This is a genomic window from Bacillus sp. LQ01, assembly GCF_057624735.1.
The window spans coordinates 886647-905999 of sequence record NZ_JBYEZL010000001.1 but is presented as its reverse complement, the minus strand read 5'-3'; the positions used below and the strand labels follow the sequence as shown (position 1 = coordinate 905999).

The window sequence follows — 19353 nt, the reverse complement described above, 5'->3', positions numbered from 1 at the left end:
CATTTCAAATGACTTCTATACGTTCCATTGCAAGTGAATATACATTTTCATACCCTGCTGTACTTAGCTTTTGTTGTAATCGATCCGTATCCTCTTTCAAAGCGTGCACTAACACCGTATGTTCTGGTAATAATGTATTTAGCATCTCTTTAACGTCTCTTATACTTTGGTGAACTTTATACGGAACTCTCTTCACCCTACATGTACTCCTTACATGTTCTTTCATAACTTTTTCTGCAAAACTCCCTTTCGCAATATGCCCAGTAAAAATAACGGCATTCCGTTTTTCATTCCGAAGTTGTTCATAGTATAACTGTGCTCGTTTCGTTTGCATATTCGCATCACTCATTACAACTATTCCGTAACTATTTTGCATACTAATGTCATTATCCATAACTATTATGTTTCTTTTTAAACTCTCCATAATCCATTTAAGTTCTTCATTATTTTTTATCCAACCTTTATATATGAACATCTCTTCAAATCCAGCCAAAATTTCTTTATCTACTATAAGCGGAAATTCTTTATATCGTTCATATAAATACAATACTATATCTTGCGCCCTACCAAGTTGTGGCAGCGGTAATAATGCTATTCCTTCATTTTGCATAACTCGTTCAATTTCTGCACATAGATCGTCTAATCTTTCATTTTGCGAAACATCCTCTGTGTGATAAGCAGCATCTACAATTGCAACTTTTATATTGTGGCCCAATTTCTCAGGTAAATTAGCTCGTAGTATATTAGACTCTGCTGAATAGTCGCCTGAATAAAATACGTATGTATTACACATATCAACTAAAAACCAAACAGCTCCTAATACATGCCCACTATACCCCCACTGAAACCGCAATGTAGGAGTAATTTGTAACCATTCATTTGGATTGCTAATCTCATCAATACATACATAATTTAAATCTTTTATATGTTGGTCGCTATAAGGTAAATTCCATCCTTGCATCACATTATAGTTTCTCCATTTTTCATAATATAACGGCAGTTGCTCCTTCGTATAACGAGTCGTCCAAATTTTTTTCTTATAGCCATACTTCGCTAATAAAGGTAAACCCATCGTATGATCTTCATGAATATGTGATAAAAATACCGCATCTAAAAATGGAACAGCTTCTCTCTCTATTTTTGGATAACCATTCTCATAAGATCGATTAATACCACAATCAAATACTATTTTCGTCTCTTTATTTTTTACAAAATAGCAAGAGCGACCGTATTCTCCTGCTCCTCCCCATACTTCCACTCTCATCATGCTACCCCTTTTCGCTTTTGCTCCATATGTTGCAGCAGTAATAAGCACATTGTTGTAAGTCCAACAGAAACAACGGCCATCGCCATTCCTATAGATACTTCACCCTGTTCAAATTGAGCAAAAATAAACGTTGCTGACGTTTCTACTGATGGAGGTAATACGAGAAGTGATGCTACTAACTCTCTTATTGAAATTGTAAATGTCATCGCCCATCCGGCAAGAATGCCTGGGATAATAAGAGGCAATATTATTTTTCTAAAAATATAAATATAATTTCCAGAAAAAATACTTCCTGCCTGCACGAGAGAATTATCAATTTGTCCAAGTGATGATTTTACATATTGCACCGTGTAAGGTAAAAACAGAACAACATACGTTACGATAACCATGATTGGTGTATTATAAATTGACATAGGCATATATGGTGAATTCCAAAATAGAATAAGACCTACAACCATAACGATTCCTGGTACCATATTCGGTAACATACCGCACATATCAAGCCATTTTTCAGAGGTTTTTTTCCCCTTTCGAATCATAAGTGCCAAAAAGACTCCAATCATTACCGCAATAATCGCTGTTACGAGTGAAAAAAGAAAACTATTCCATAAAGCCTCTAATCCCGGAGACCCCATTGTAAACAATGCCTCATAATGACTTGTTGTAAAGTTATTTACATGTAAACCGCCGCCTCTTAATTTTGAAAAAGAAGCAATAAGTATAGAAAAGTATGGAATTCCAATTGATACGATTAATAAACCAACTACATACATCCATGCTACAACGCGCGTAAATATAGACAAAGTATATCTTTTAGATTTCACACCTTTTCCACTAACCATTGCATATGAATACTTTCGATTCAATACATTTTGCATATACCAAATGAGCATACAAGCACTAAGTAATAAAGAAGATAACGCTGTTGCACTACTGAAATCAATTGGCCAACTCGAAATAAATTTATGAATTTCTGATGTTAACACGTGGAATCCTATTCTACGTCCGAATGTAGCCGGTGTTCCAAATTCAGCAATCGTCTTTACGAAAATGAGTAAAGCACCCATTACATAACTTGATACTAATAACGGCAATATTATTTTTCTTAAGCGATAGAAAAAACTTCCGCCATGAACTGCTGCAGCTTCTTCTTTACTACTCCCAATCTGAAGTAACGTGTTTTTCAGCATGAAATAAAGGAATGGGAATAAATGCAGACTCATAATTAATACCATACCTCCTAAACTAAAAAACGATGATGAAACTGTCTTTAACATCGGGAAAAATTGTTCAAAATAGCCGTTAGGTTGCATGAACAAAATCCAGCCCATCGATCCAATATACGGCGGTGTCATAAATGGAATCATAAAAACAATATCTAACTTACTATACTTTCCTACATCTGTTTTGCTCATAATAAATGCCAATGAAAATGCAAATATTGTAGCACCTATTACAACGAGTGCACCTAGAAGCATCGAATTTAGAAAAATCCCAGCTAATCCACCACTCTGCATCACTTCAAAAGGCTTTAAAAAATTCCAACTGCTATTTTCATATACACTAGAAAATAAAATAAGAAAAAGTGGAATGACGATTAACATCGCCACAAGTAATAACGCTACCGTCATTCCAACTTGTCTTACTGATACGAATCGATTTACCATGGAATCACCATCTTATTGAAATACTTTCTTAAATTGTTTTCCTATTTCATCTTGCTCTTTCTCAACTGTTTTCCAATCAATATTTAATACTGGAATCTCTTCTACATTTGGTCTATTTTCAGCTTTTATATCTGTTCTACCAGGCAATAAATACGCTTTAGAAACTTGTTTTTGTACATCATCGGATAATAAATAATCAATAAACTCTTTTGCACCTTCAACATTTTTACTATCCTTCATAATCCCAGCTACACGTGGGCTAATAACTGTTCCGCTTTTTGGATATACAATATCAACAGGTTCACCCTTTGCTTTTGCGCTATACGTCATATAATCAACACCCGCAATGACCATATCTTTCGCACCTGTTACAACTGGGTCTAACGCTTCCTGATTTGCTCCTGCTACTGTAACTTCATTTTTCTTAAGCTGCTCAAATAAATTCCATCCATCTTGTCCATTCTTTTTCACGTATCCTGTTACAAAGTCTAAAGCTGAACCTGAAAGTGCTGGATCTGGAAGATTCACTTTCCCTTTCCATTCTCCTTTCGTTATATCGCTCCAATCTTCAGGCGCCGTCTTCACATTTTTTGTATTGTACACAATCCCTAATGCTGAAGCACTATACCCGAAATAATGTCCTTTATCATCTGACCATTCAGAACGCAGCTTATCAGCTTGTTTCGCCTCTTTATAAGCTAACGTTTGACCCTCTTTCTTTAATCCTTCCATCGCTGGTAAGGAAGCGAGTACGACAACGTCAACGACTGGATTTTTCTTTTCAGCTTCCATTCTCGCTAAAATTTTACCAGTTGTCCCTTGAAACATTTCCACCTTTATACCAGTTTTCTTTTCAAAGTCTTTTTGAATTTTTTCTGCTAACCCTTTTGGCCCTGCACTATATACAACAATTTTCTTTTCATTCATATTTTTACTTTTTGCATCTGCATTACCTGTCTTTGAACTACAACCTGTTACTACAGTAGAAAATAGTAAAGTACATACAAATAAAGACTTAAGCGAACTGAATTTCTTCATACGACTCTCCCCCTATATGATGAATACATTTTTTTGGTACATATAACGATACTGGTTTCCCGATGCTTAATTTACTATTGTGATAAGCTGTCCATATTCCGAGTGCCCCCATGTTTACTTTTATTTCATACCGTTCTCCTACATATGTAACGTGCTTAATTTCACCTGTATACATTTCGCACACTTCATTTTTCGTCCAGCTCACATGCTCTGGACGAACCATTTTTTTACCCTCTACAAGCCAATTCGCCTTACCAACAAATTTGGCAACAAATTCATGAGACGGTTTCACATAAATATCTTCGGGTGTTCCTTTTTGTAATACTGCTCCTTGTTTCATGACAATAATTTGGTCTGACATTGACATTGCTTCTGTTTGGTCGTGAGTGACATACAGTGCAGTTAAACCAATGGAATGAACGATATCCATAAGCTCTATTCTCATTTCTTCTCGCAAAATTGCATCGAGCGCACTTAGCGGTTCGTCAAACAAAATAAAATGAGGTTTTGTTACAATTGCTCTAGCGAATGCGACACGTTGTTGCTGTCCACCAGAAAGTTCGTGTGGATACCTTTTCTCCATACCTTGCAGGCGAACTCGCTTTATTGCATCTTCTACTTTTTCTCGTAAATGATTCGTTTGCTTTGTAGCTCTTAAACCAAATGCAACATTTTCAAAAACAGTCATGTGCGGCCATAAAGCAAAATCTTGAAATACCATACCGATATTCCGTTCATGAGGAGATGTCTTTATCTTTTTTGTAGCAGAATACATGCACTGGTCTCCAAAGTATATTTCTCCCTTATCCGGTTCTTCAAGTCCTGCTATCATTCTAAGTAAAGTCGTTTTCCCACATCCCGAAGGTCCTAAAAGTGTAGTGAATTCCCCTTGTTTCATTACAATCTGCAACGGCTTTAACGCTTGTGTTTTTCCAAATGTTTTTTCTAATCCATTAATTTTAATATCCATCGTCTCACCTCTCTCCCCTCATTCTTAACCTGCTTTCATTCTATATGGAAGATTTATACTTAATGTTAATGTACTGTAAAGATTAAATTAAAAAACTTCTAATAAACTATTTATTTCTATAGATTTTTTCTATAGTTAAAATAAAAAAGGCGGCAATTCATAATGAATCTCTTAAAATTAGAAATTGTAGTACTTATTAAGAAATACAAAAAGCTTACAATCGTTGCAGAAAAACTTGGCGTTAAACAACCAACTATTACTTTTCATATAAAAAGCTTAGAAGAAGAACTCGGTGTGTCTTTATTCGAATTACGTTCTGGAAGGTATTTCTTAACAGAGGCTGGTGAGGCTTTGCACCATTATGCTTGTAAAATAGATGCACTTATGAAAGAAGCTAGACGTGTCACGCAAGAGTTTAAAGATTTTCATAAAGGTGCTATAACAATCGGCGCTAGTTATGTACCAGCGACTTATCTTTTGCCAGCAGTCGTTCATCAATTTCAATGTGAATTTCCCAATATAAAAATAACGCTACTAGTGAAAACAGCCCCTGAAATTCGAATGATGCTACAAAATCACGAAATCGATCTTGGGATAATTTCCGCTGCTCCATTTGATGAACCACTTTTAAAACAAACGAATATAATGCCCGATACACTTGTTCTTGCCTTTTCCAAAGAACATCATTTTTCAAAAAAAGACAATGTATCGTTACAAAATATAGAAAAGGAACGCATACTATTGCATCGTAACCCATCTACAACGAGAGATTTACTTACACAATGGACGTTAGCGCACAACATTACATTCCAATCAGAAATTGAATTAGATTCATTAGAAACGATGAAACAAATTTTAAAATATGGTAATGGAATTGCCTTGATTTCTAAACTTGCTATCGAACAAGAAATACAACGAAATGAGCTATGCTATATACCAATCCCTGAATTTGAATTTCAGCGTAATATTTATACGATTCATCATGAGGACAGATGGAATTCTAAAATCATTTCTTTTTTACTACAGAGCATCACTTCATTTGCAACAAAAAATTAAAAGGCTGTCGTTATGCACGACAGCCTTTTAAACTATAAATCTATTTATTTTTCTTTGCCTCAATTTTTGCTTGCGCCTCTTCAGCCTTATCTAATGCTTCTGATACTTTCTTCTCTTTTTCTTTCACTTCATCTATACTATCGACAGCTTTAATAATTTTATCGATTCCTTCTTCTTCTACCTTTCTACGCTTTGCCACTCTTTCATTTACTTTCTCTTCCACATCTTTTGCTTTTTGAAGCATATTCTCTGCATTTGATGTTACAGCTTTTTCAAGTTCATCATCTTTTTTCTTTTGTAACACTTCATTTGCAATGTCTTTCGCTTCTAAATACTTACCGTCTTTTAATGCTGTTGCTCCATGATCCATTTTCTCAGCAACTTCTTTATATGATTTCGCTTCATTTCCTGATTTCTCTTTTTCTGCTTTTTCGAACCACATTGTTGCATCACTATACTTTTCATCTTTCAATGATTGCATACCTGTTTCAATATATGTGTCATAATTGCTACATCCAGCCATTACGACTAATAGAAAAAGCATAACAAAACTTAATTTTTTCATGCTGTTGTCTCCTTTTCTTTGCAAGCTCACTTTACTTTAACATACATGAAAAAGAGTTTCAAAAACTAAAATACTAATTTAGTCATTTTTATTTTATTAAGTCACATTTCCTTTTAGACAGACACATCCACTTGCTTTTTCATTACATGCTTCTTTACTCCTACTAATACAACTAACAATAAACCTACGCCTAATGTCATCATAACAATGCTAGTTGGCAACATATCTAATAGTAGTCCATATACAATCATACCAAGTGGTGCGATTGCAGTCGCAATTGTTTCAAGTAGGCCAAACACACGCCCTAGGTAGCTCGGATCTGTCGTTTTTTGCATATGTACTTGCATTGGAATGTTTACAATCATAATTGCTATACCAGTTAACATCATAAAAGCAATATAGTAAATAAAACTTGCTACTTTTGGAATGATAACTAACAACGGAAAGACTGTACATAAACTTAAACCTGCAAACAAAAACAGTCCAGTATAAATTGAACGAAACGGATTATTCACTTCTTTACGCACCGATAAAGCAATCGCACCAATTAACATCCCGACTGCTAACATTCCCTCTACAGTACCAAGTTGCTTTGAAGATAAATGCAATGTATGTACGATAATGTATGGAAGTGCAACGGTTAGACCACACGCAAAAAAGTTTACCCACAATGCTATTTTCATTAAACCATATATTTCATGTTTTCGTTTTACATATGAAAAACCTTCTTTTATACTCGTCAAGAAATGCTCTTTACTCTCAGCCACTTCTTTTTTATATAAATCAAATACAATAAATAATTGCAAAATAACTGCTAAAAAGAATGTAATGCTATTCAACAAAAAGAACGACTGAATTGAAAAGAAACCAAATACAATCCCGCCAATAATCGGCCCTAAAATATTTGATAAAGAAGCCGCCGTTTGATTTAAAGCACTCGCTTTTTGAATACGTCCTTCATCTACTAAACTCGGAATAGACGAAGTTAATGCAACGGAATAAAAACTTGCACAAATTGATAATAATGCTGCTGAAATATAAATAAAAAGAAGTGATGGTCCAAATATAGTAGCAAGAATAAACATACTAAGCATCGTTAAACTACTTAATAAATCAGTACCAATGACAAGCCATTTTCGATTGACGCGATCTGCTACAGCACCAGCAATTGGACCACAGATCATCCTTGGAAGTGATCCGCAAACGAGCGTAGTTGCAAACCCCATCCCTGAACCAGTAGTCTTTAATACGTATAACCCCATTGCGAACGTATAAATACTTGCGCCTAATAAAGACGTCATTTTCCCAATCATCATTAAAATAATATTTCTCGTTGCAATCTTCATTCTTGAATCATGTTGTCCTATACTTATATCCCCCATTTTTGACACTCTCCCCTTAAAAGTTAAATTGTGTTAAACTTATTATATAATTAACTTTCCAATTTTTACAACAAAAAGTTTAATGACATTTAACTTTCTAACTATAAAGGAGCAATTATATGGCTACTCTCGGTGAAAAAATTAAAACGTTACGAAAAGAAAAAAAGCTTACTCAAACTGATCTAGCAGGTTCAGAACTCACAAAAAGTATGCTAAGTCAAATTGAAAATGGAAAAGCTACACCTTCTATGAAAACATTACAATATATTGCTGAAAAACTTGAATGTGAAATGAGCTTTTTATTAGAAGAAGATGAAGGAGAAATTGTAGAACTCATTCAAAAAATGGAGCCATTAATAAAAGCAAATAAATGCGATGAAGTATACAAGACTTTACTACCTATCGTTCAAACAGAGCTACCTTCTACTTTAAATACAGCTCGCTTATATAAACAGTTCCTAACAGGAGCAGTTATTATGAACGATTATCATATTGAATATTACGTTGAAACTGCTGTTTCTATATTTGAAAAATATACTTTATATCGAGAAAGCACTGAAACGAAACTACTGTTTTACTATATGCTCTTCAAACGTAAAAAATATAAAGAATGTTTACAGATGATTGCTACAATTCGTGATGAATATAAAGCAAAGAATTTAGAAATGGATCTGATTACACATATACAACTATACTTAAAAGAAGCCATTATTTTACTCGCATACGGCAATTATGAAAAATGTGAAAAAGTCATTTTAGATGCACTTGCATTTTCAAAAAAGCATCAAGTGTATTATAAAACAGATGAATTTTACCGGATTTTATCTTACCAAAAAGTCATTACAGCTGATAAAGAACAATATTTATATTACATAAAAAAATCTGAGCAATTTGCCATTTTTACAGAAGATATTCTATCCATCGCAATTATTGATATTTTAAAAGCATACTATTACAACACAATTACTAATGAATATACAATCGCATTAAAACATCTAGAACAATTTCGAGAAAAACTAAAAGATGAACCAATCTTTCAAGAAGATGGATTATATTATCTTGAAAAAGGAAAATCTTTGTATGGCTTAAAACGTTATAAGGAAGCTTTGGCAATATTAAAACACGCTACCATACCAGATTATATGAGTCATCCACTTGATCAATCGTGGGTATTAACAGCTGGGTCTTATCGTGCCCTTTGCTATATAGAACTTCAAGATAAAAAATCTGCCTTAAAAGAGGCAAAAGAAGCCGTTCAAGCAATAGATAGCTATCCTGATTCCATCTTCACTTCATTTATTAAAGAAACATTACAAATAATACAAAAACTTTAAGAATGTCTCTAAATGGTATATTATTCCTCTTTTTTAGCAAAAATAATAATGATGGGAGGAATATAAATGAATATACAACGTGCAATAGAGCTTTCTATGTCAGCAGAACAAGCCAATGTCAATTTTCAAGGCATGCCTGTTATGATTCAACACGTCGATGAAAGCAATGAAACCGCCCGCATATATGAAGTAAAAAACCCAGGACGCGAATTAACTGTTCCAGTTAATAGCTTAGAGGAAATATAAGAAATGCCACTTCTCTTTTGAAGTGGCATTTTTCTTCTTTCAGATTACTTATTATAAATTTCTTCAACCCTTTATTTTACATGAGCTGAAAAAATAAGAATTTTCTACTTCTTTTCTTTTTGTGACCTGCTAAAATACAAACTATGGATTAATTATTCGTACTATACATTAAGGAGGAAAAATAATGGCATCTACTTTAGAAAAAAACAAGCCTTATTATGCAGTTATATTCACTTCTAATTTATCAAATGATACAACAGACTATAATACCGTTGCCGAAGAAATGGAGAAACTTGCAAAGCAACAACCTGGATTTTTAGGTGTAGAAAGTGCACGAGGTAATTCTGGACTCGGAATAACAATTTCTTATTGGGAATCACTTGATGCGATTGAAAATTGGAAGAAGAACACCTTACATAAAGAAGCGAAAAAAAGAGGTCGTGAGCAATGGTATGAAAACTTCCACCTGCGTATTTGTCTTGTTGAGAAAGAATTTAAGTTTCATAGAGGTACTTTATAACTATGAAGGAAAAATTAGCTCTCGTTATTGTTCATGAAATATATGGTGTGAACGACCATATGCATCACGTTACCCAGCACTTTACTTCATCTCATATAGACGTATTCTGTCCTAATCTTCTACACTTACAACATGCATTTCATTATCGTGATGAAGAAAAGGCATATGAACATTTTGTAAATCATATTGGATTTGATGATGGAAAAAAGCAAATTGAAGAATTCATTTCTCATCTTTCTAGTAGTTATACACATATTGGACTTATCGGCTTTAGCGTTGGAGCTACCATCTCATGGCTATGTAGTAACAATCCGAAAATAAATTTTATTATCGGATGTTACGGTTCTCGTATACGCGACTATGTTCACATAAAGCCTACATGCGCTACATTACTTATATTCCCTGAAAAAGAAGCTAGTTTTTCAGTATCCTCTTTCATTCAAACATTGCAGCAACAGAATAACCCTTTATTAGAAATAAAACAACTACACGGTGAACATGGATTTCTAAATCCGTACACTGAAAAATATAACGAGCACTCTACAAAACAAGCATACAATTTAATAGATTCATTTCTTGTAAAGTGAAACTTTAATCAGTGGGGGTTGTTCATCCCCCACATAACCTCTTTTCTTACGCTGAATTTTGAGGCGGGGGTCTTACTGCCCGTTAATGCAGGATAAAAACAAGCTTATGAAGGAGACTCAAATGACGCTGACATTACTCTTACTTGTTTTCATACTCATTGCCTTTATCTCAGCGCTAACTATCATTTTTATAACCGTAAAAAAAGGAGGATTTTTCAACCGCCCCTACTTACAATCTATTATCGTTTGCATTTTATTTTTTACTAATTGGATCTTATATGTAACAACTTTTTATTCGCTACTCCCCGAGAAAGTTAGTGAGTTCATATTCTTACCCATTTGGTTTTTCCTTTGTATTTTAGGTTTTATAACTTTCTGGCGTGAATGGGGAAATAATCGTGTATTCTCCATATGTATCGGTTTTCTTTCCTTGACTAGTTTTTTATTTGGATTATTGTTGTTAGTTCTTTCGGGGATGTAATAGAAGAAGGAAGAAAAGCTAACGTTCAACTTTTCTTCCTTCTATGTTTACCTTTAGTTTTCACTGTCACTGATTCACAAGGTGTATAATATATTTGAGGTGTCGCCTTATCAACAAACATCATAAACGTAACGAAACCGATAATAAAGAAAATAAACAACGTTAACAAAATTGCTCCTATCGTTAAAAGTATCATAACACCACCCCTATATTTTTTATGTTATTACACTTTTCGCTATGATATGAGCGTAATCCTTTTTAGAAAAAGAAACGTAACAAAATAATCACAATCACTCCTGTTAATACTGTACCTAATAAACTACGAGTATATATCGCTACAAGAAATGTTGGAATTGCTGCAATAAGATAATCCCACTGCATCGTCTCGTGCATAAATAAAACTTGTGCTAAAAGTGCTGCTAATATTGCAATTGGTATGTAATTTAACCATTTTAAACCCCATTCTGGAATTTGTAGTTTACTAAATACGAGTAGAGGTAAAATACGTGGCACGAGTGTAACAGCTCCTGCTCCTAATAAAAGTAATAATACGTCTAATCTCATTTCCATTTTTCAATCAACACTCCAATCGTCGCAGCTAGTAATGTTGCGATAATAACCGCTATACTATCTGGCATAAATAAGTGTGAAACGTATGCGATAATAATCGCTACAATTGCAACACTTAAATGAATTGCTAGCTTTGGTTTACTACTTATGAGCTGAAGTGCAAATAATCCGATAAACATTGCTGGTAATGCATAATCCATCCCGTATGTATGTGGATCTGGTATCCACTCACCAAATAGCCCGCCGATAATAGTAGCAAGAATCCAGTTTAAATAAGCCGTTACATTTAGCCCAATCATCCATCTTTCGCCTAAATATCCTTTTTGCGCTGCATGCTGCACTGCAACACCGAACGTTTCATCTGTAATTTGAGAACCGATGATTAAGTTTTTAAATAGAGGAATTTTCGTAAAGTACGGTGCAAGCGCTGCGCTCATTAATAAATGGCGTAAATTAACAAAAAATACAGTAAAAATAATTGCGGAAGCAGGAGCACCGGCTGCATACATACCAGCTAATATAAATTGGGCAGAACCTGCATAAATTAAAGTGGACATAAATGCAATTTCAATGATGGAGAAACCAGCTGTTTTTGCAATTACACCAGCTGCTATACCGATGCTCAAGTAACCAAATACAGTTGGTAAACAATCTTTTACTCCTTGCTGAAATGTATCATCGCTCTGCAAAGCTACATGTGCCTGAACTTTACTCATCCTTATCATCCTCCATTCCTTCTAAAGTTCGTTTTCCTGTTACGACATGAACTAAATCTATATTTTCACGCCATAACGTATCTAACTTATCCGCCCCAAATTCCTTCGTGATTTCTTCAACCATAATATCGTGCCGCACATACTCTGTAGCAACGAGAACTAGCGCTGGGTCATACGTTGTAACGGCCCATGAAGTGCTATCATTTGAAAAGTTCGCAATTAATACTTCCTCTCCATCACGAGCAATAACAGTTAAATGACCACCCATTCTCTTTTCAACAACGTGGGGCGTCATATAATTATGGTGAAATGTCGCTCCTATCTTTGTTTCTGGAGCTCCAAATAAGATTGAGAATATATTCACACCTTCCTCTTCCTTTTGATGTATGTATGGCTCAATTTCATGCACTTGATCTTCCCATACAGAAATCCATAACTCTTCCTTTGCTCTACCAATTATATTGCATATTTCTTTTAAAACACGATCATTTGAGCGAATATGCGAAATTACATCAATCTGTCTTTCTTGTTCTAAACCATTTAATTTCTGGTCTAAAAACTCAAAGGACTTCTCAAAGTCTTTTCGCATTCGATTCATTAATTCCGTAGCTGGTACTGGTACATATTTAACTGGTTCAGAAGGTACAATATGCACCGCTCCTTTATCCATTAACTTACCGAGTACCTCGTAAATCATAGAACGAGGTACTCCTGTTTGTTTACTTACTTCATAGCCTGTTACTGGGGAATGTTTTAACAATCCAATATACGCTTTACATTCATATTGGGAAAATCCTAACTTTTGTAATTCCTTTATAATTTCATCCATCGGTAACCCCTCACAATCTAAATCGCTCTTACTTCAAAACGACGATTTTGCTTCCCTTTACTTTTTACTTTATCAATAACAAGTGTTCCTATTTCACTCGTATTTTTCACATGTGTGCCTCCACAAGCTTGTTCGTCTAAATTTTCAATTGTAACAATGCGGATTTCTTGGATAGTAGTTGGCAGGAGATTTATTGCTGTTTTAATCATTCCTACAGCATTTTCTGCTTCTTCGCGGCTCATATAACGAGTGGAAATTTCTTTATTTTGCTTAATAAGTTTATTCACTTCCTCAACAATTTCTTCTACTTCCACGCTCGATAACTCTTGTAACTCATTAAAGTCGATACGTGCTTTATCAGGATAAATTTGATTTCCGGTGCATAGAGCTCCATACTTTTCATAAACAACAGCTCCGATAAGATGCAGTAAAGAGTGATGACGCATTAAATTATGACGTCTTTCCCAATTTATCTCTAATTTAACTGGACCTAACTTTACTTGAGCTTCATCTTTTATATAGTGAACTATTTCTCCTTGCTCCTTCTTTACTTTTTCAACTTCAAATACAGACCCATCTTGTACAATGACACCCGTATCACATTCCTGTCCTCCACCAGTTGGATAAAAAACTGTTTCTTTTACAAATACTTTATTCCCTTCTACTCTTATCACTTCTGTTTCGCAACTCGTTTTGTATGCATCTTCTAAATATAATGCCGTTGTCATACTCTCACCTCTTTAGTAGTTATAGTTATACCTACTAATATAAAAAAGAAACTCCGTGAAGTCAATTGATAATTCTGAAATTTAAAATTAATAAAAGACTCCTTTATTAGGAGTCCACTATCTCAATATTTCATTCGCTTCTTTTTCATAAATTTTATCAAATGACGTCATAACGCGCTGTGATGCTTGAATCATCTTTTGATCTGTCATAAGATCTGCCATCTCTTTCGTCATATCTACATTTGAATTTTCTAGCATATGATTTTTTACTATTCCTGTTCCGTTCGGTAAATTAGCAATGTTTCCTTCTGCTAGTGTAAAGCTTTTATTTTCACGTTGTACGAGACGAGCATTCGTTTCTGCATCTACTGTTTTTGTTTGTAAACGACCAATATTATTTTGTGTTACTTCATCATATAATGTACCGTCTGCTTGTACAGCAACCTTTGCTCCTTCTGGAATACGAATACGTTCATTATTCTCTCCCATTACGAAAGCACCAGATGACGTTTGTAAATAACGATCACTATTTAATGTGAAACTACCATCTCTCGTTAAAAACGTTTCATCATTTTTAGAAGTAACGAAAAATGATGTTGTGCCGGCCGCGCCGTCATCTAAAAAGAAATCTGTAGCGCTATTTGTCATTTGTATATTTCCTTGTACTAAATTCACATGCGTTGCAGCTGGTACTACAGCGTAATCGACCGAACCGATATTTGTTACCGCCCCATCTCCGCGGCGATATGTGTCTTGTACATCAAATACTTTAGACGTCATATTTTCTGCTTTAAATCCTGTCGTTTGAGCATTTGCAACGTTATTCGAATGAACATTAATGCGCTGCATGTAATTCATCATGCCCATAGAACCTATATAAAGACCGTTCATATTCGTTTGAATAAGGCAAGCGCCTTATTCTTCACCTCTTTTCTACGATGTTTGTAACATTTGTTTTGCTAAATGTTCAGCTGTAGCGATATGTATATTTTTCTTTATGTCTTGGCCATCTGTCATTAATACAATAGGAGCTGATGATACTGCTGGAATTTTCAACAATTCGCCACTACTTGCTGTTTCATCAAATTTCGTAAACACAATACCATCTATATGAATATCTTTAAAGTTTGTAATAATTTCAATCATATCTTTACTTTTCATTGAAGCTGATAACGTTAAACAAATATAATCTGGTTCTACTTGTCCCATCGTTTCAATCATTTCTTCCACTGTTTCTGACGTACGATAATTTTTCCCTGCTGTATCAATTAAAATATAATCGACGCGTGCTTCTTCTTTAAAATACGTAAGCGCTCTTGTCATTGCAGCTTCATCACGCACAGCAATTACTTCAGATCCAATTGTCTTTACGTTATCTTGCAATTGCTGCACTGTCCCTATGCGCGAATGATCTGTCGTTATAAAACCAACTGTTTTGTTCTTACCGTGAAATTGCCATGCCATTTTCGCCAGTGTCGTCGTTTTACCAACGCCAGTTGGACCGATTAATGCAATTGTTTGTACTTCTTTTTCAAAGACGTTTTCCGTATTGAAATGAGATTTCATATCTTCCAATATGTACCTGATAACTTCTTCTTCCGTAATCATCGTCGCATTTTCAAACTTTATTTTTAACTTTTCAGCATATGCATGAATGAAATATTGTTCCACATCGTTTTGTTCTAGCATCCGAATTACTTTTTGAATAATAAACGGTACAGATTCTTGGTTTTCTTTCTTTGTAACTACTTCTTCTTTCTTTACCGGAACGACTTGTTTCACAACTTTTTTCTTTTTCGTTACTTCCGTTTCTTTCGTCTGTTTCACCACGACAATTCCTTTTTCAAACAGCTTTAATAGTTTCTCTTTTTTTCTTGCCCATTCTTCACTATTTCCTGTTTGCATCGCCGCGTATGACATAGAAGTCGTTACGTTTTCTAAATTGTGCAGTACTGATTGAATTCCATTCGCCTTCACAATTTGTTCTGAAGGATCATTCACAACATCCATTAACTGTTCATGAAATTGAGCTGTACCTTCATTCACTTCTTCCTGTTTTTCTTCTGGAAAAGCAACTAACATTTCATAATCCTTTTTCCAGAAAAACGGTATATTTCGTTTTACACTTTCATCGACAACGTAATAATAATCTGTACCATATTGGTCAAATAACTTTCGATACAATTCATTTTTCGAAGCTGCTTTTATTCGCATTAACGCTTCTTTCTTTTCTGTACTTTCCATTACTTCACCCCCTACTATTCAATATAGGCAATTTGATCCACAACAATTTCTGGTGCTAATTCACTAATACAAAGTACTTGTGCTTCCACTTGATAACGTTCTAGCAGTCTTACAATCGCAAATCTAAAATCTTTTCTACGTGTTAATAACACTGGTTCTCTTCCCATTAAACGTGCTTGCTTAAAGACGCGCTGCACTTGCTCAACGACACGTGTTTCTAAATCTAAATCCCAGTTTAATAAGTAACCTTGATATGAATTATTCACAACATCCGCATCTAACTCAATTGAATCAGAGAAGAGCGCTGCATATATTTTTCCGTCTGGATTTTTCGCATTTTCACAAATAACTTTTGAAATACATTCACGAACAAATGATGTCACACCATCAACGTGGTTTTGATAAATTTCTTTGCCGTCAATAATACCTTCAATAATTGTTGGTAAATCACGAATAGAAATACCTTCTTTTAGAAGTTGTTTAATAACATTTTGAACAAGTGATAAATCAATTTCTTTTTTCTTAATCTCTTCTAATAGAACGCCATTATCATTTTCAAGCGAGTTAATTAAGTCTTTTACATGTTGGCGCTGAATTAATTCATGAAGATTACGTCTAACGACAACATCTAAATGTGTAATTAATATGCTAAGTGGCTCTAACACTTGATAGCCTTTCATTTGTGCATCTTGCACCATATGCTCTAAAATCCAATATCCATCTTCACCAAAAATTGGATCTTTCGCTGGCTCTGCATCTAAATCAGCCATTACGTTTGGTGTTTTCAGTGCTAATAAATAACCTGATTTTAAAACACCTTCAGCCGCCTTCGCACCTTTAATTCGAATAATGTAACGTCCGCGTGGTCTAAAGCTCGTATTATCTTTAAAGTTAATTCCAGGAACGTTAATACCAAGGTCAGTAATAATTGACTTCCTCATAAGAACAACTTTATCACGCGCTGTTTCCCCGTTAATTTTCTGCTTTACAAGTGCTGCTAAATCTAAACCGAGTTCTACTATAATTGGATATTTATCCGTAAATACTCCAAATGAATCTTCTACTTGTTGCAGTTGCTCATCTTCGCCTTGGATCATTTCTATTTCTTTTTGAAGCTCGTCTTCTTTTTCTTTCTTTATTCGATTTTTATTACGAATTCCTAAGAAGATAATTGTTCCGCCAACGAGTGCGAATGGTAGAAACGGTAGCGGAGTAAAAATACCCATTGCGATAAATAAACCACCGAGCGCATATACAACGACTTCATGCGCTAATAACTCTTTAAAGATACCTTCTGTTACTGTATCTGGTGAGCCGTCAAATACACGCGTTACGATAATACCTGTTGAAATTGCAAGCATTAGCGATCCAATTTGGTTTACGATTCCGTCACCGACAGTTAACTGTGTATAATGAAGAGCCGCATCTGCAAAGCTCATCCCTTGCTGCATCATTCCGACAATTAAACCGAAAATAATGTTTACGAATAAAATGACAATCCCGAAAATAACGTCCCCTTTAATGAACTTTCCGGCACCATCCATCGCCCCATAAAACTCTGTTTCCATATTTAATTTTTTTCGTTTTGCTTGTGCATCTTTTTCTGAAATAATACGCTGGTTTAAATCAGCATCGATAGACATTTGTTTCCCTGGTAAAGAATCAAGTGTAAAACGAGCTGCGACTTCAGCTGTACGAGACGCACCGTTTGCAACAATAAACTGGAATATGATTAATACTGTAAAAATAACGATACCAATTAATAAGTTTCCGCCAATTACGAACTGGCCGAACTCTTCAATAACATGACCTGCATTTCCATCTGTCAAAATCGCTCGCGTCGTCGAAACGTTAATCGATACGCGGAAAATCCCGATTAATAACAACATCGTTGGAAATGACTTTAATTCATCCCACTCGTTAATACTTGTCGCTCGCATATAAATAAGCACTGACATACTTAGTAGAAAAACGATAATGATATCAAGTATAAATGGTGGAAGTGGAATTAAGAGCGCCACTACGAATGACGCTGCTAAAAAGATAGAAAAATAGGTTCTTGCAGACTCTATCTTAAACAAAGAGATCTCCTCCAAACGCGCTATTATACTTCAAGTTCGTTCGTCTGAATTAAATAGCGCATAACTTCAATTACAGCTACGTATAAATCTTCTGGAATCGCCATATCTTCCTCGACTTGATAATATAAAGAACGAGCAAGCGGACGGTTTTCCACCATTGGTATTTCTTGTTCACGGGCAAGCGTTCGTATATATAACGCGAGCTCATCTTCCCCTTTTGCAACGACAATTGGTGCTGCATCAACGTGTTTATTGTAACGAAGTACGACCGAAATATGAGTCGGGTTGTTTACAATAAACGTTGCGCCATCCATCTTCTTCGCAATTGTTCCTTGCAAGATTGCATGCATAAAGTTTTTTCGTTTCCCTTTTACTTGCGGGTCCCCTTCATTATCTTTATGCTCTTGTTTCACTTCTTCTTTTTTCATCTTAATATCTTGCTCGTACTCCCATTTTTGATAAATGAAATCAATAATAGAAAGAACGATTAAAATAATTAAAATTGCTAAGAAAATAAATTTAATTTGCCTAATAATTTCAGTAAGTGACGCAGTCCAGTTAAATCCAATCATGCTCACGATTTTCTCTAAATTCTTTTTAAAAAGAACGTAAGCGACGTAACCGATTAATCCCATATAAAACAGTGATTTCAAAATATCTACTAAACTTTTACGACTAAACAGTCTCGTAAAATAGTTTTTCGGATTAATACGTGATGCTTTCGGTTTAATGACTTTAGAAGAAAATAGGAACCCGACTTGAATCATATAATTGAATAAATGAAAAGCGTATACGAGTATTAATATCGGAGCCGATACTTTCAGTAATAAAATCCCCATTAAATAAAAATACTCGGTTGAATCTGTATTTTTTCCAATTTGATCAAACAGCACCGCTACGGAATTCGCAATCTCATACCCTAGCCAATCTCCGAAGAAATAAACGACAACTGCTAATACGAGAATGGAAAATAAATTATTTAAATCTTTACTCCGGGCAATATTCCCTTCTTCACGCGATTTTTTACGCTTCTGCGGGGTGGCCTTTTCTGTTTTATTATCCTTTGCCATGC

General features: G+C 34.8%; 21 protein-coding genes. 6 read left to right on the top strand and 15 right to left on the bottom strand.

Going from position 1 to position 19353, the window contains the following annotated elements:
- Positions 1 to 4: 4 nt before the first annotated feature.
- From AC22L0_RS04895 to AC22L0_RS04880, 4 genes are read right to left on the bottom strand one after another with little or no spacing between them, the layout of a single operon-like run.
- A complete protein-coding gene (locus tag AC22L0_RS04895; protein ID WP_137070146.1) occupies positions 5 to 1267 on the bottom strand; it encodes an MBL fold metallo-hydrolase in 1263 nt (420 codons plus the stop codon).
- Positions 1264 to 2934 (bottom strand): ABC transporter permease, encoded by a 1671-nt coding sequence (locus AC22L0_RS04890; protein WP_087965994.1) that lies wholly within the window; start codon positions 2932 to 2934, stop codon positions 1264 to 1266. The genes AC22L0_RS04895 and AC22L0_RS04890 overlap by 4 nt, the downstream gene beginning before the upstream one ends.
- 12 nt (positions 2935 to 2946) lie before the next feature.
- Positions 2947 to 3972 carry an ABC transporter substrate-binding protein gene (locus AC22L0_RS04885; protein WP_048568545.1) on the bottom strand — a complete coding sequence of 342 codons (1026 nt, stop codon included), beginning with the start codon at positions 3970 to 3972 and terminating at the stop codon, positions 2947 to 2949.
- Positions 3950 to 4942, bottom strand: a complete 993-nt coding sequence (locus AC22L0_RS04880) for an ABC transporter ATP-binding protein (RefSeq protein ID WP_000351800.1) — start codon at positions 4940 to 4942, stop codon at positions 3950 to 3952. Before AC22L0_RS04880 ends, AC22L0_RS04885 begins: the two co-directional genes overlap by 23 nt.
- A gap of 162 nt (positions 4943 to 5104) precedes the next feature.
- Here AC22L0_RS04880 and AC22L0_RS04875 point away from each other — a divergent pair, with 162 nt between their 5' ends.
- Positions 5105 to 5998: a LysR family transcriptional regulator gene (locus tag AC22L0_RS04875; RefSeq protein ID WP_001050594.1), complete on the top strand. Its 894-nt coding sequence runs from the start codon at positions 5105 to 5107 to the stop codon at positions 5996 to 5998.
- A gap of 40 nt (positions 5999 to 6038) precedes the next feature.
- On the opposite strand, the gene AC22L0_RS04870 is transcribed toward AC22L0_RS04875, so the two are convergent.
- Positions 6039 to 6563, bottom strand: coding sequence for a COG3014 family protein (locus AC22L0_RS04870; RefSeq protein WP_000736437.1), 525 nt, complete (start codon positions 6561 to 6563; stop codon positions 6039 to 6041).
- A gap of 113 nt (positions 6564 to 6676) precedes the next feature.
- Positions 6677 to 7945 carry an MFS transporter gene (locus tag AC22L0_RS04865; protein WP_087965997.1) on the bottom strand — a complete coding sequence of 423 codons (1269 nt, stop codon included), beginning with the start codon at positions 7943 to 7945 and terminating at the stop codon, positions 6677 to 6679.
- 119 nt (positions 7946 to 8064) lie between these two features.
- On the opposite strand from AC22L0_RS04865, the gene AC22L0_RS04860 reads away from it, so the two are divergent.
- From AC22L0_RS04860 to AC22L0_RS04840, 5 genes are all read left to right on the top strand, one after another.
- Positions 8065 to 9279, top strand: a complete 1215-nt coding sequence (locus AC22L0_RS04860) for a helix-turn-helix domain-containing protein (protein ID WP_087965998.1) — start codon at positions 8065 to 8067, stop codon at positions 9277 to 9279.
- Positions 9280 to 9345: 66 nt separating this feature from the next.
- Complete coding sequence (locus AC22L0_RS04855; protein WP_001025731.1) at positions 9346 to 9525, top strand: H-type small acid-soluble spore protein; 180 nt, start codon at positions 9346 to 9348, stop codon at positions 9523 to 9525.
- A gap of 184 nt (positions 9526 to 9709) precedes the next feature.
- Positions 9710 to 10045 carry an antibiotic biosynthesis monooxygenase family protein gene (locus AC22L0_RS04850; RefSeq protein WP_000168851.1) on the top strand — a complete coding sequence of 112 codons (336 nt, stop codon included), beginning with the start codon at positions 9710 to 9712 and terminating at the stop codon, positions 10043 to 10045.
- 2 nt (positions 10046 to 10047) lie between these two features.
- The gene (locus tag AC22L0_RS04845) at positions 10048 to 10632 is read left to right on the top strand and encodes a dienelactone hydrolase family protein (protein ID WP_000660115.1); all 585 of its coding nucleotides are present in this window, start codon (positions 10048 to 10050) and stop codon (positions 10630 to 10632) included.
- A gap of 121 nt (positions 10633 to 10753) precedes the next feature.
- The gene (locus AC22L0_RS04840; RefSeq protein ID WP_002100887.1) at positions 10754 to 11113 is read left to right on the top strand and encodes a hypothetical protein; all 360 of its coding nucleotides are present in this window, start codon (positions 10754 to 10756) and stop codon (positions 11111 to 11113) included.
- Positions 11114 to 11138: 25 nt separating this feature from the next.
- Here AC22L0_RS04840 and AC22L0_RS04835 read toward each other — a convergent pair whose 3' ends face one another.
- The 9 genes from AC22L0_RS04835 to flhB all read right to left on the bottom strand — a co-directional run bounded on the left by AC22L0_RS04835 (position 11139) and on the right by flhB (position 19351).
- The gene (locus AC22L0_RS04835; protein WP_000602244.1) at positions 11139 to 11309 is read right to left on the bottom strand and encodes a DUF3951 domain-containing protein; all 171 of its coding nucleotides are present in this window, start codon (positions 11307 to 11309) and stop codon (positions 11139 to 11141) included.
- A 62-nt stretch (positions 11310 to 11371) separates the two neighbouring features.
- Positions 11372 to 11683 (bottom strand): AzlD domain-containing protein, encoded by a 312-nt coding sequence (locus tag AC22L0_RS04830; RefSeq protein WP_087966000.1) that lies wholly within the window; start codon positions 11681 to 11683, stop codon positions 11372 to 11374.
- Complete coding sequence (locus AC22L0_RS04825; protein ID WP_487272158.1) at positions 11674 to 12399, bottom strand: AzlC family ABC transporter permease; 726 nt, start codon at positions 12397 to 12399, stop codon at positions 11674 to 11676. The genes AC22L0_RS04830 and AC22L0_RS04825 overlap by 10 nt, the downstream gene beginning before the upstream one ends.
- On the bottom strand, positions 12392 to 13228 hold the full coding sequence (locus tag AC22L0_RS04820; protein WP_000343380.1) for a TrmB family transcriptional regulator: 837 nt from the start codon (positions 13226 to 13228) through the stop codon (positions 12392 to 12394). Before AC22L0_RS04820 ends, AC22L0_RS04825 begins: the two co-directional genes overlap by 8 nt.
- 17 nt (positions 13229 to 13245) lie before the next feature.
- Positions 13246 to 13956, bottom strand: a complete 711-nt coding sequence (locus AC22L0_RS04815) for an alanyl-tRNA editing protein (RefSeq protein WP_000205398.1) — start codon at positions 13954 to 13956, stop codon at positions 13246 to 13248.
- Between the two features lie 117 nt (positions 13957 to 14073).
- The gene (locus AC22L0_RS04810; RefSeq protein WP_001013935.1) at positions 14074 to 14847 is read right to left on the bottom strand and encodes a flagellar basal-body rod protein FlgG; all 774 of its coding nucleotides are present in this window, start codon (positions 14845 to 14847) and stop codon (positions 14074 to 14076) included.
- A 42-nt stretch (positions 14848 to 14889) separates the two neighbouring features.
- The gene (gene flhF, locus AC22L0_RS04805) at positions 14890 to 16200 is read right to left on the bottom strand and encodes a flagellar biosynthesis GTPase FlhF (RefSeq protein WP_061655901.1); all 1311 of its coding nucleotides are present in this window, start codon (positions 16198 to 16200) and stop codon (positions 14890 to 14892) included.
- Between the two features lie 14 nt (positions 16201 to 16214).
- Positions 16215 to 18281 carry a flagellar biosynthesis protein FlhA gene (gene flhA, locus AC22L0_RS04800; protein ID WP_000472585.1) on the bottom strand — a complete coding sequence of 689 codons (2067 nt, stop codon included), beginning with the start codon at positions 18279 to 18281 and terminating at the stop codon, positions 16215 to 16217.
- 23 nt (positions 18282 to 18304) lie between these two features.
- Entirely contained in the window at positions 18305 to 19351 is a 1047-nt protein-coding gene (gene flhB / locus AC22L0_RS04795) for a flagellar type III secretion system protein FlhB (RefSeq protein WP_001040115.1), read from the bottom strand.
- Between the last annotated feature and the right edge of the window lie 2 nt (positions 19352 to 19353).

Excerpts from the sequence above, each read along its gene's own strand:
- AC22L0_RS04895 (WP_137070146.1), bottom strand. The coding sequence starts at position 1,267 with ATGATGAGAGTGGAAGTATGGGGAGGAGCAGGAGAATACGGTCGCTCT.
- AC22L0_RS04890 (WP_087965994.1), bottom strand. The coding sequence starts at position 2,934 with ATGGTAAATCGATTCGTATCAGTAAGACAAGTTGGAATGACGGTAGCG.
- AC22L0_RS04885 (WP_048568545.1), bottom strand. The coding sequence starts at position 3,972 with ATGAAGAAATTCAGTTCGCTTAAGTCTTTATTTGTATGTACTTTACTA.
- AC22L0_RS04880 (WP_000351800.1), bottom strand. The coding sequence starts at position 4,942 with ATGGATATTAAAATTAATGGATTAGAAAAAACATTTGGAAAAACACAA.
- AC22L0_RS04875 (WP_001050594.1), top strand. The coding sequence starts at position 5,105 with ATGAATCTCTTAAAATTAGAAATTGTAGTACTTATTAAGAAATACAAA.
- AC22L0_RS04870 (WP_000736437.1), bottom strand. The coding sequence starts at position 6,563 with ATGAAAAAATTAAGTTTTGTTATGCTTTTTCTATTAGTCGTAATGGCT.
- AC22L0_RS04865 (WP_087965997.1), bottom strand. The coding sequence starts at position 7,945 with ATGGGGGATATAAGTATAGGACAACATGATTCAAGAATGAAGATTGCA.
- AC22L0_RS04860 (WP_087965998.1), top strand. The coding sequence starts at position 8,065 with ATGGCTACTCTCGGTGAAAAAATTAAAACGTTACGAAAAGAAAAAAAG.
- AC22L0_RS04855 (WP_001025731.1), top strand. The coding sequence starts at position 9,346 with ATGAATATACAACGTGCAATAGAGCTTTCTATGTCAGCAGAACAAGCC.
- AC22L0_RS04850 (WP_000168851.1), top strand. The coding sequence starts at position 9,710 with ATGGCATCTACTTTAGAAAAAAACAAGCCTTATTATGCAGTTATATTC.
- AC22L0_RS04845 (WP_000660115.1), top strand. The coding sequence starts at position 10,048 with ATGAAGGAAAAATTAGCTCTCGTTATTGTTCATGAAATATATGGTGTG.
- AC22L0_RS04840 (WP_002100887.1), top strand. The coding sequence starts at position 10,754 with ATGACGCTGACATTACTCTTACTTGTTTTCATACTCATTGCCTTTATC.
- AC22L0_RS04835 (WP_000602244.1), bottom strand. The coding sequence starts at position 11,309 with ATGATACTTTTAACGATAGGAGCAATTTTGTTAACGTTGTTTATTTTC.
- AC22L0_RS04830 (WP_087966000.1), bottom strand. The coding sequence starts at position 11,683 with ATGGAAATGAGATTAGACGTATTATTACTTTTATTAGGAGCAGGAGCT.
- AC22L0_RS04825 (WP_487272158.1), bottom strand. The coding sequence starts at position 12,399 with ATGAGTAAAGTTCAGGCACATGTAGCTTTGCAGAGCGATGATACATTT.
- AC22L0_RS04820 (WP_000343380.1), bottom strand. The coding sequence starts at position 13,228 with ATGGATGAAATTATAAAGGAATTACAAAAGTTAGGATTTTCCCAATAT.
- AC22L0_RS04815 (WP_000205398.1), bottom strand. The coding sequence starts at position 13,956 with ATGACAACGGCATTATATTTAGAAGATGCATACAAAACGAGTTGCGAA.
- AC22L0_RS04810 (WP_001013935.1), bottom strand. The coding sequence starts at position 14,847 with ATGAACGGTCTTTATATAGGTTCTATGGGCATGATGAATTACATGCAG.
- flhF (WP_061655901.1), bottom strand. The coding sequence starts at position 16,200 with ATGGAAAGTACAGAAAAGAAAGAAGCGTTAATGCGAATAAAAGCAGCT.
- flhB (WP_001040115.1), bottom strand. The coding sequence starts at position 19,351 with ATGGCAAAGGATAATAAAACAGAAAAGGCCACCCCGCAGAAGCGTAAA.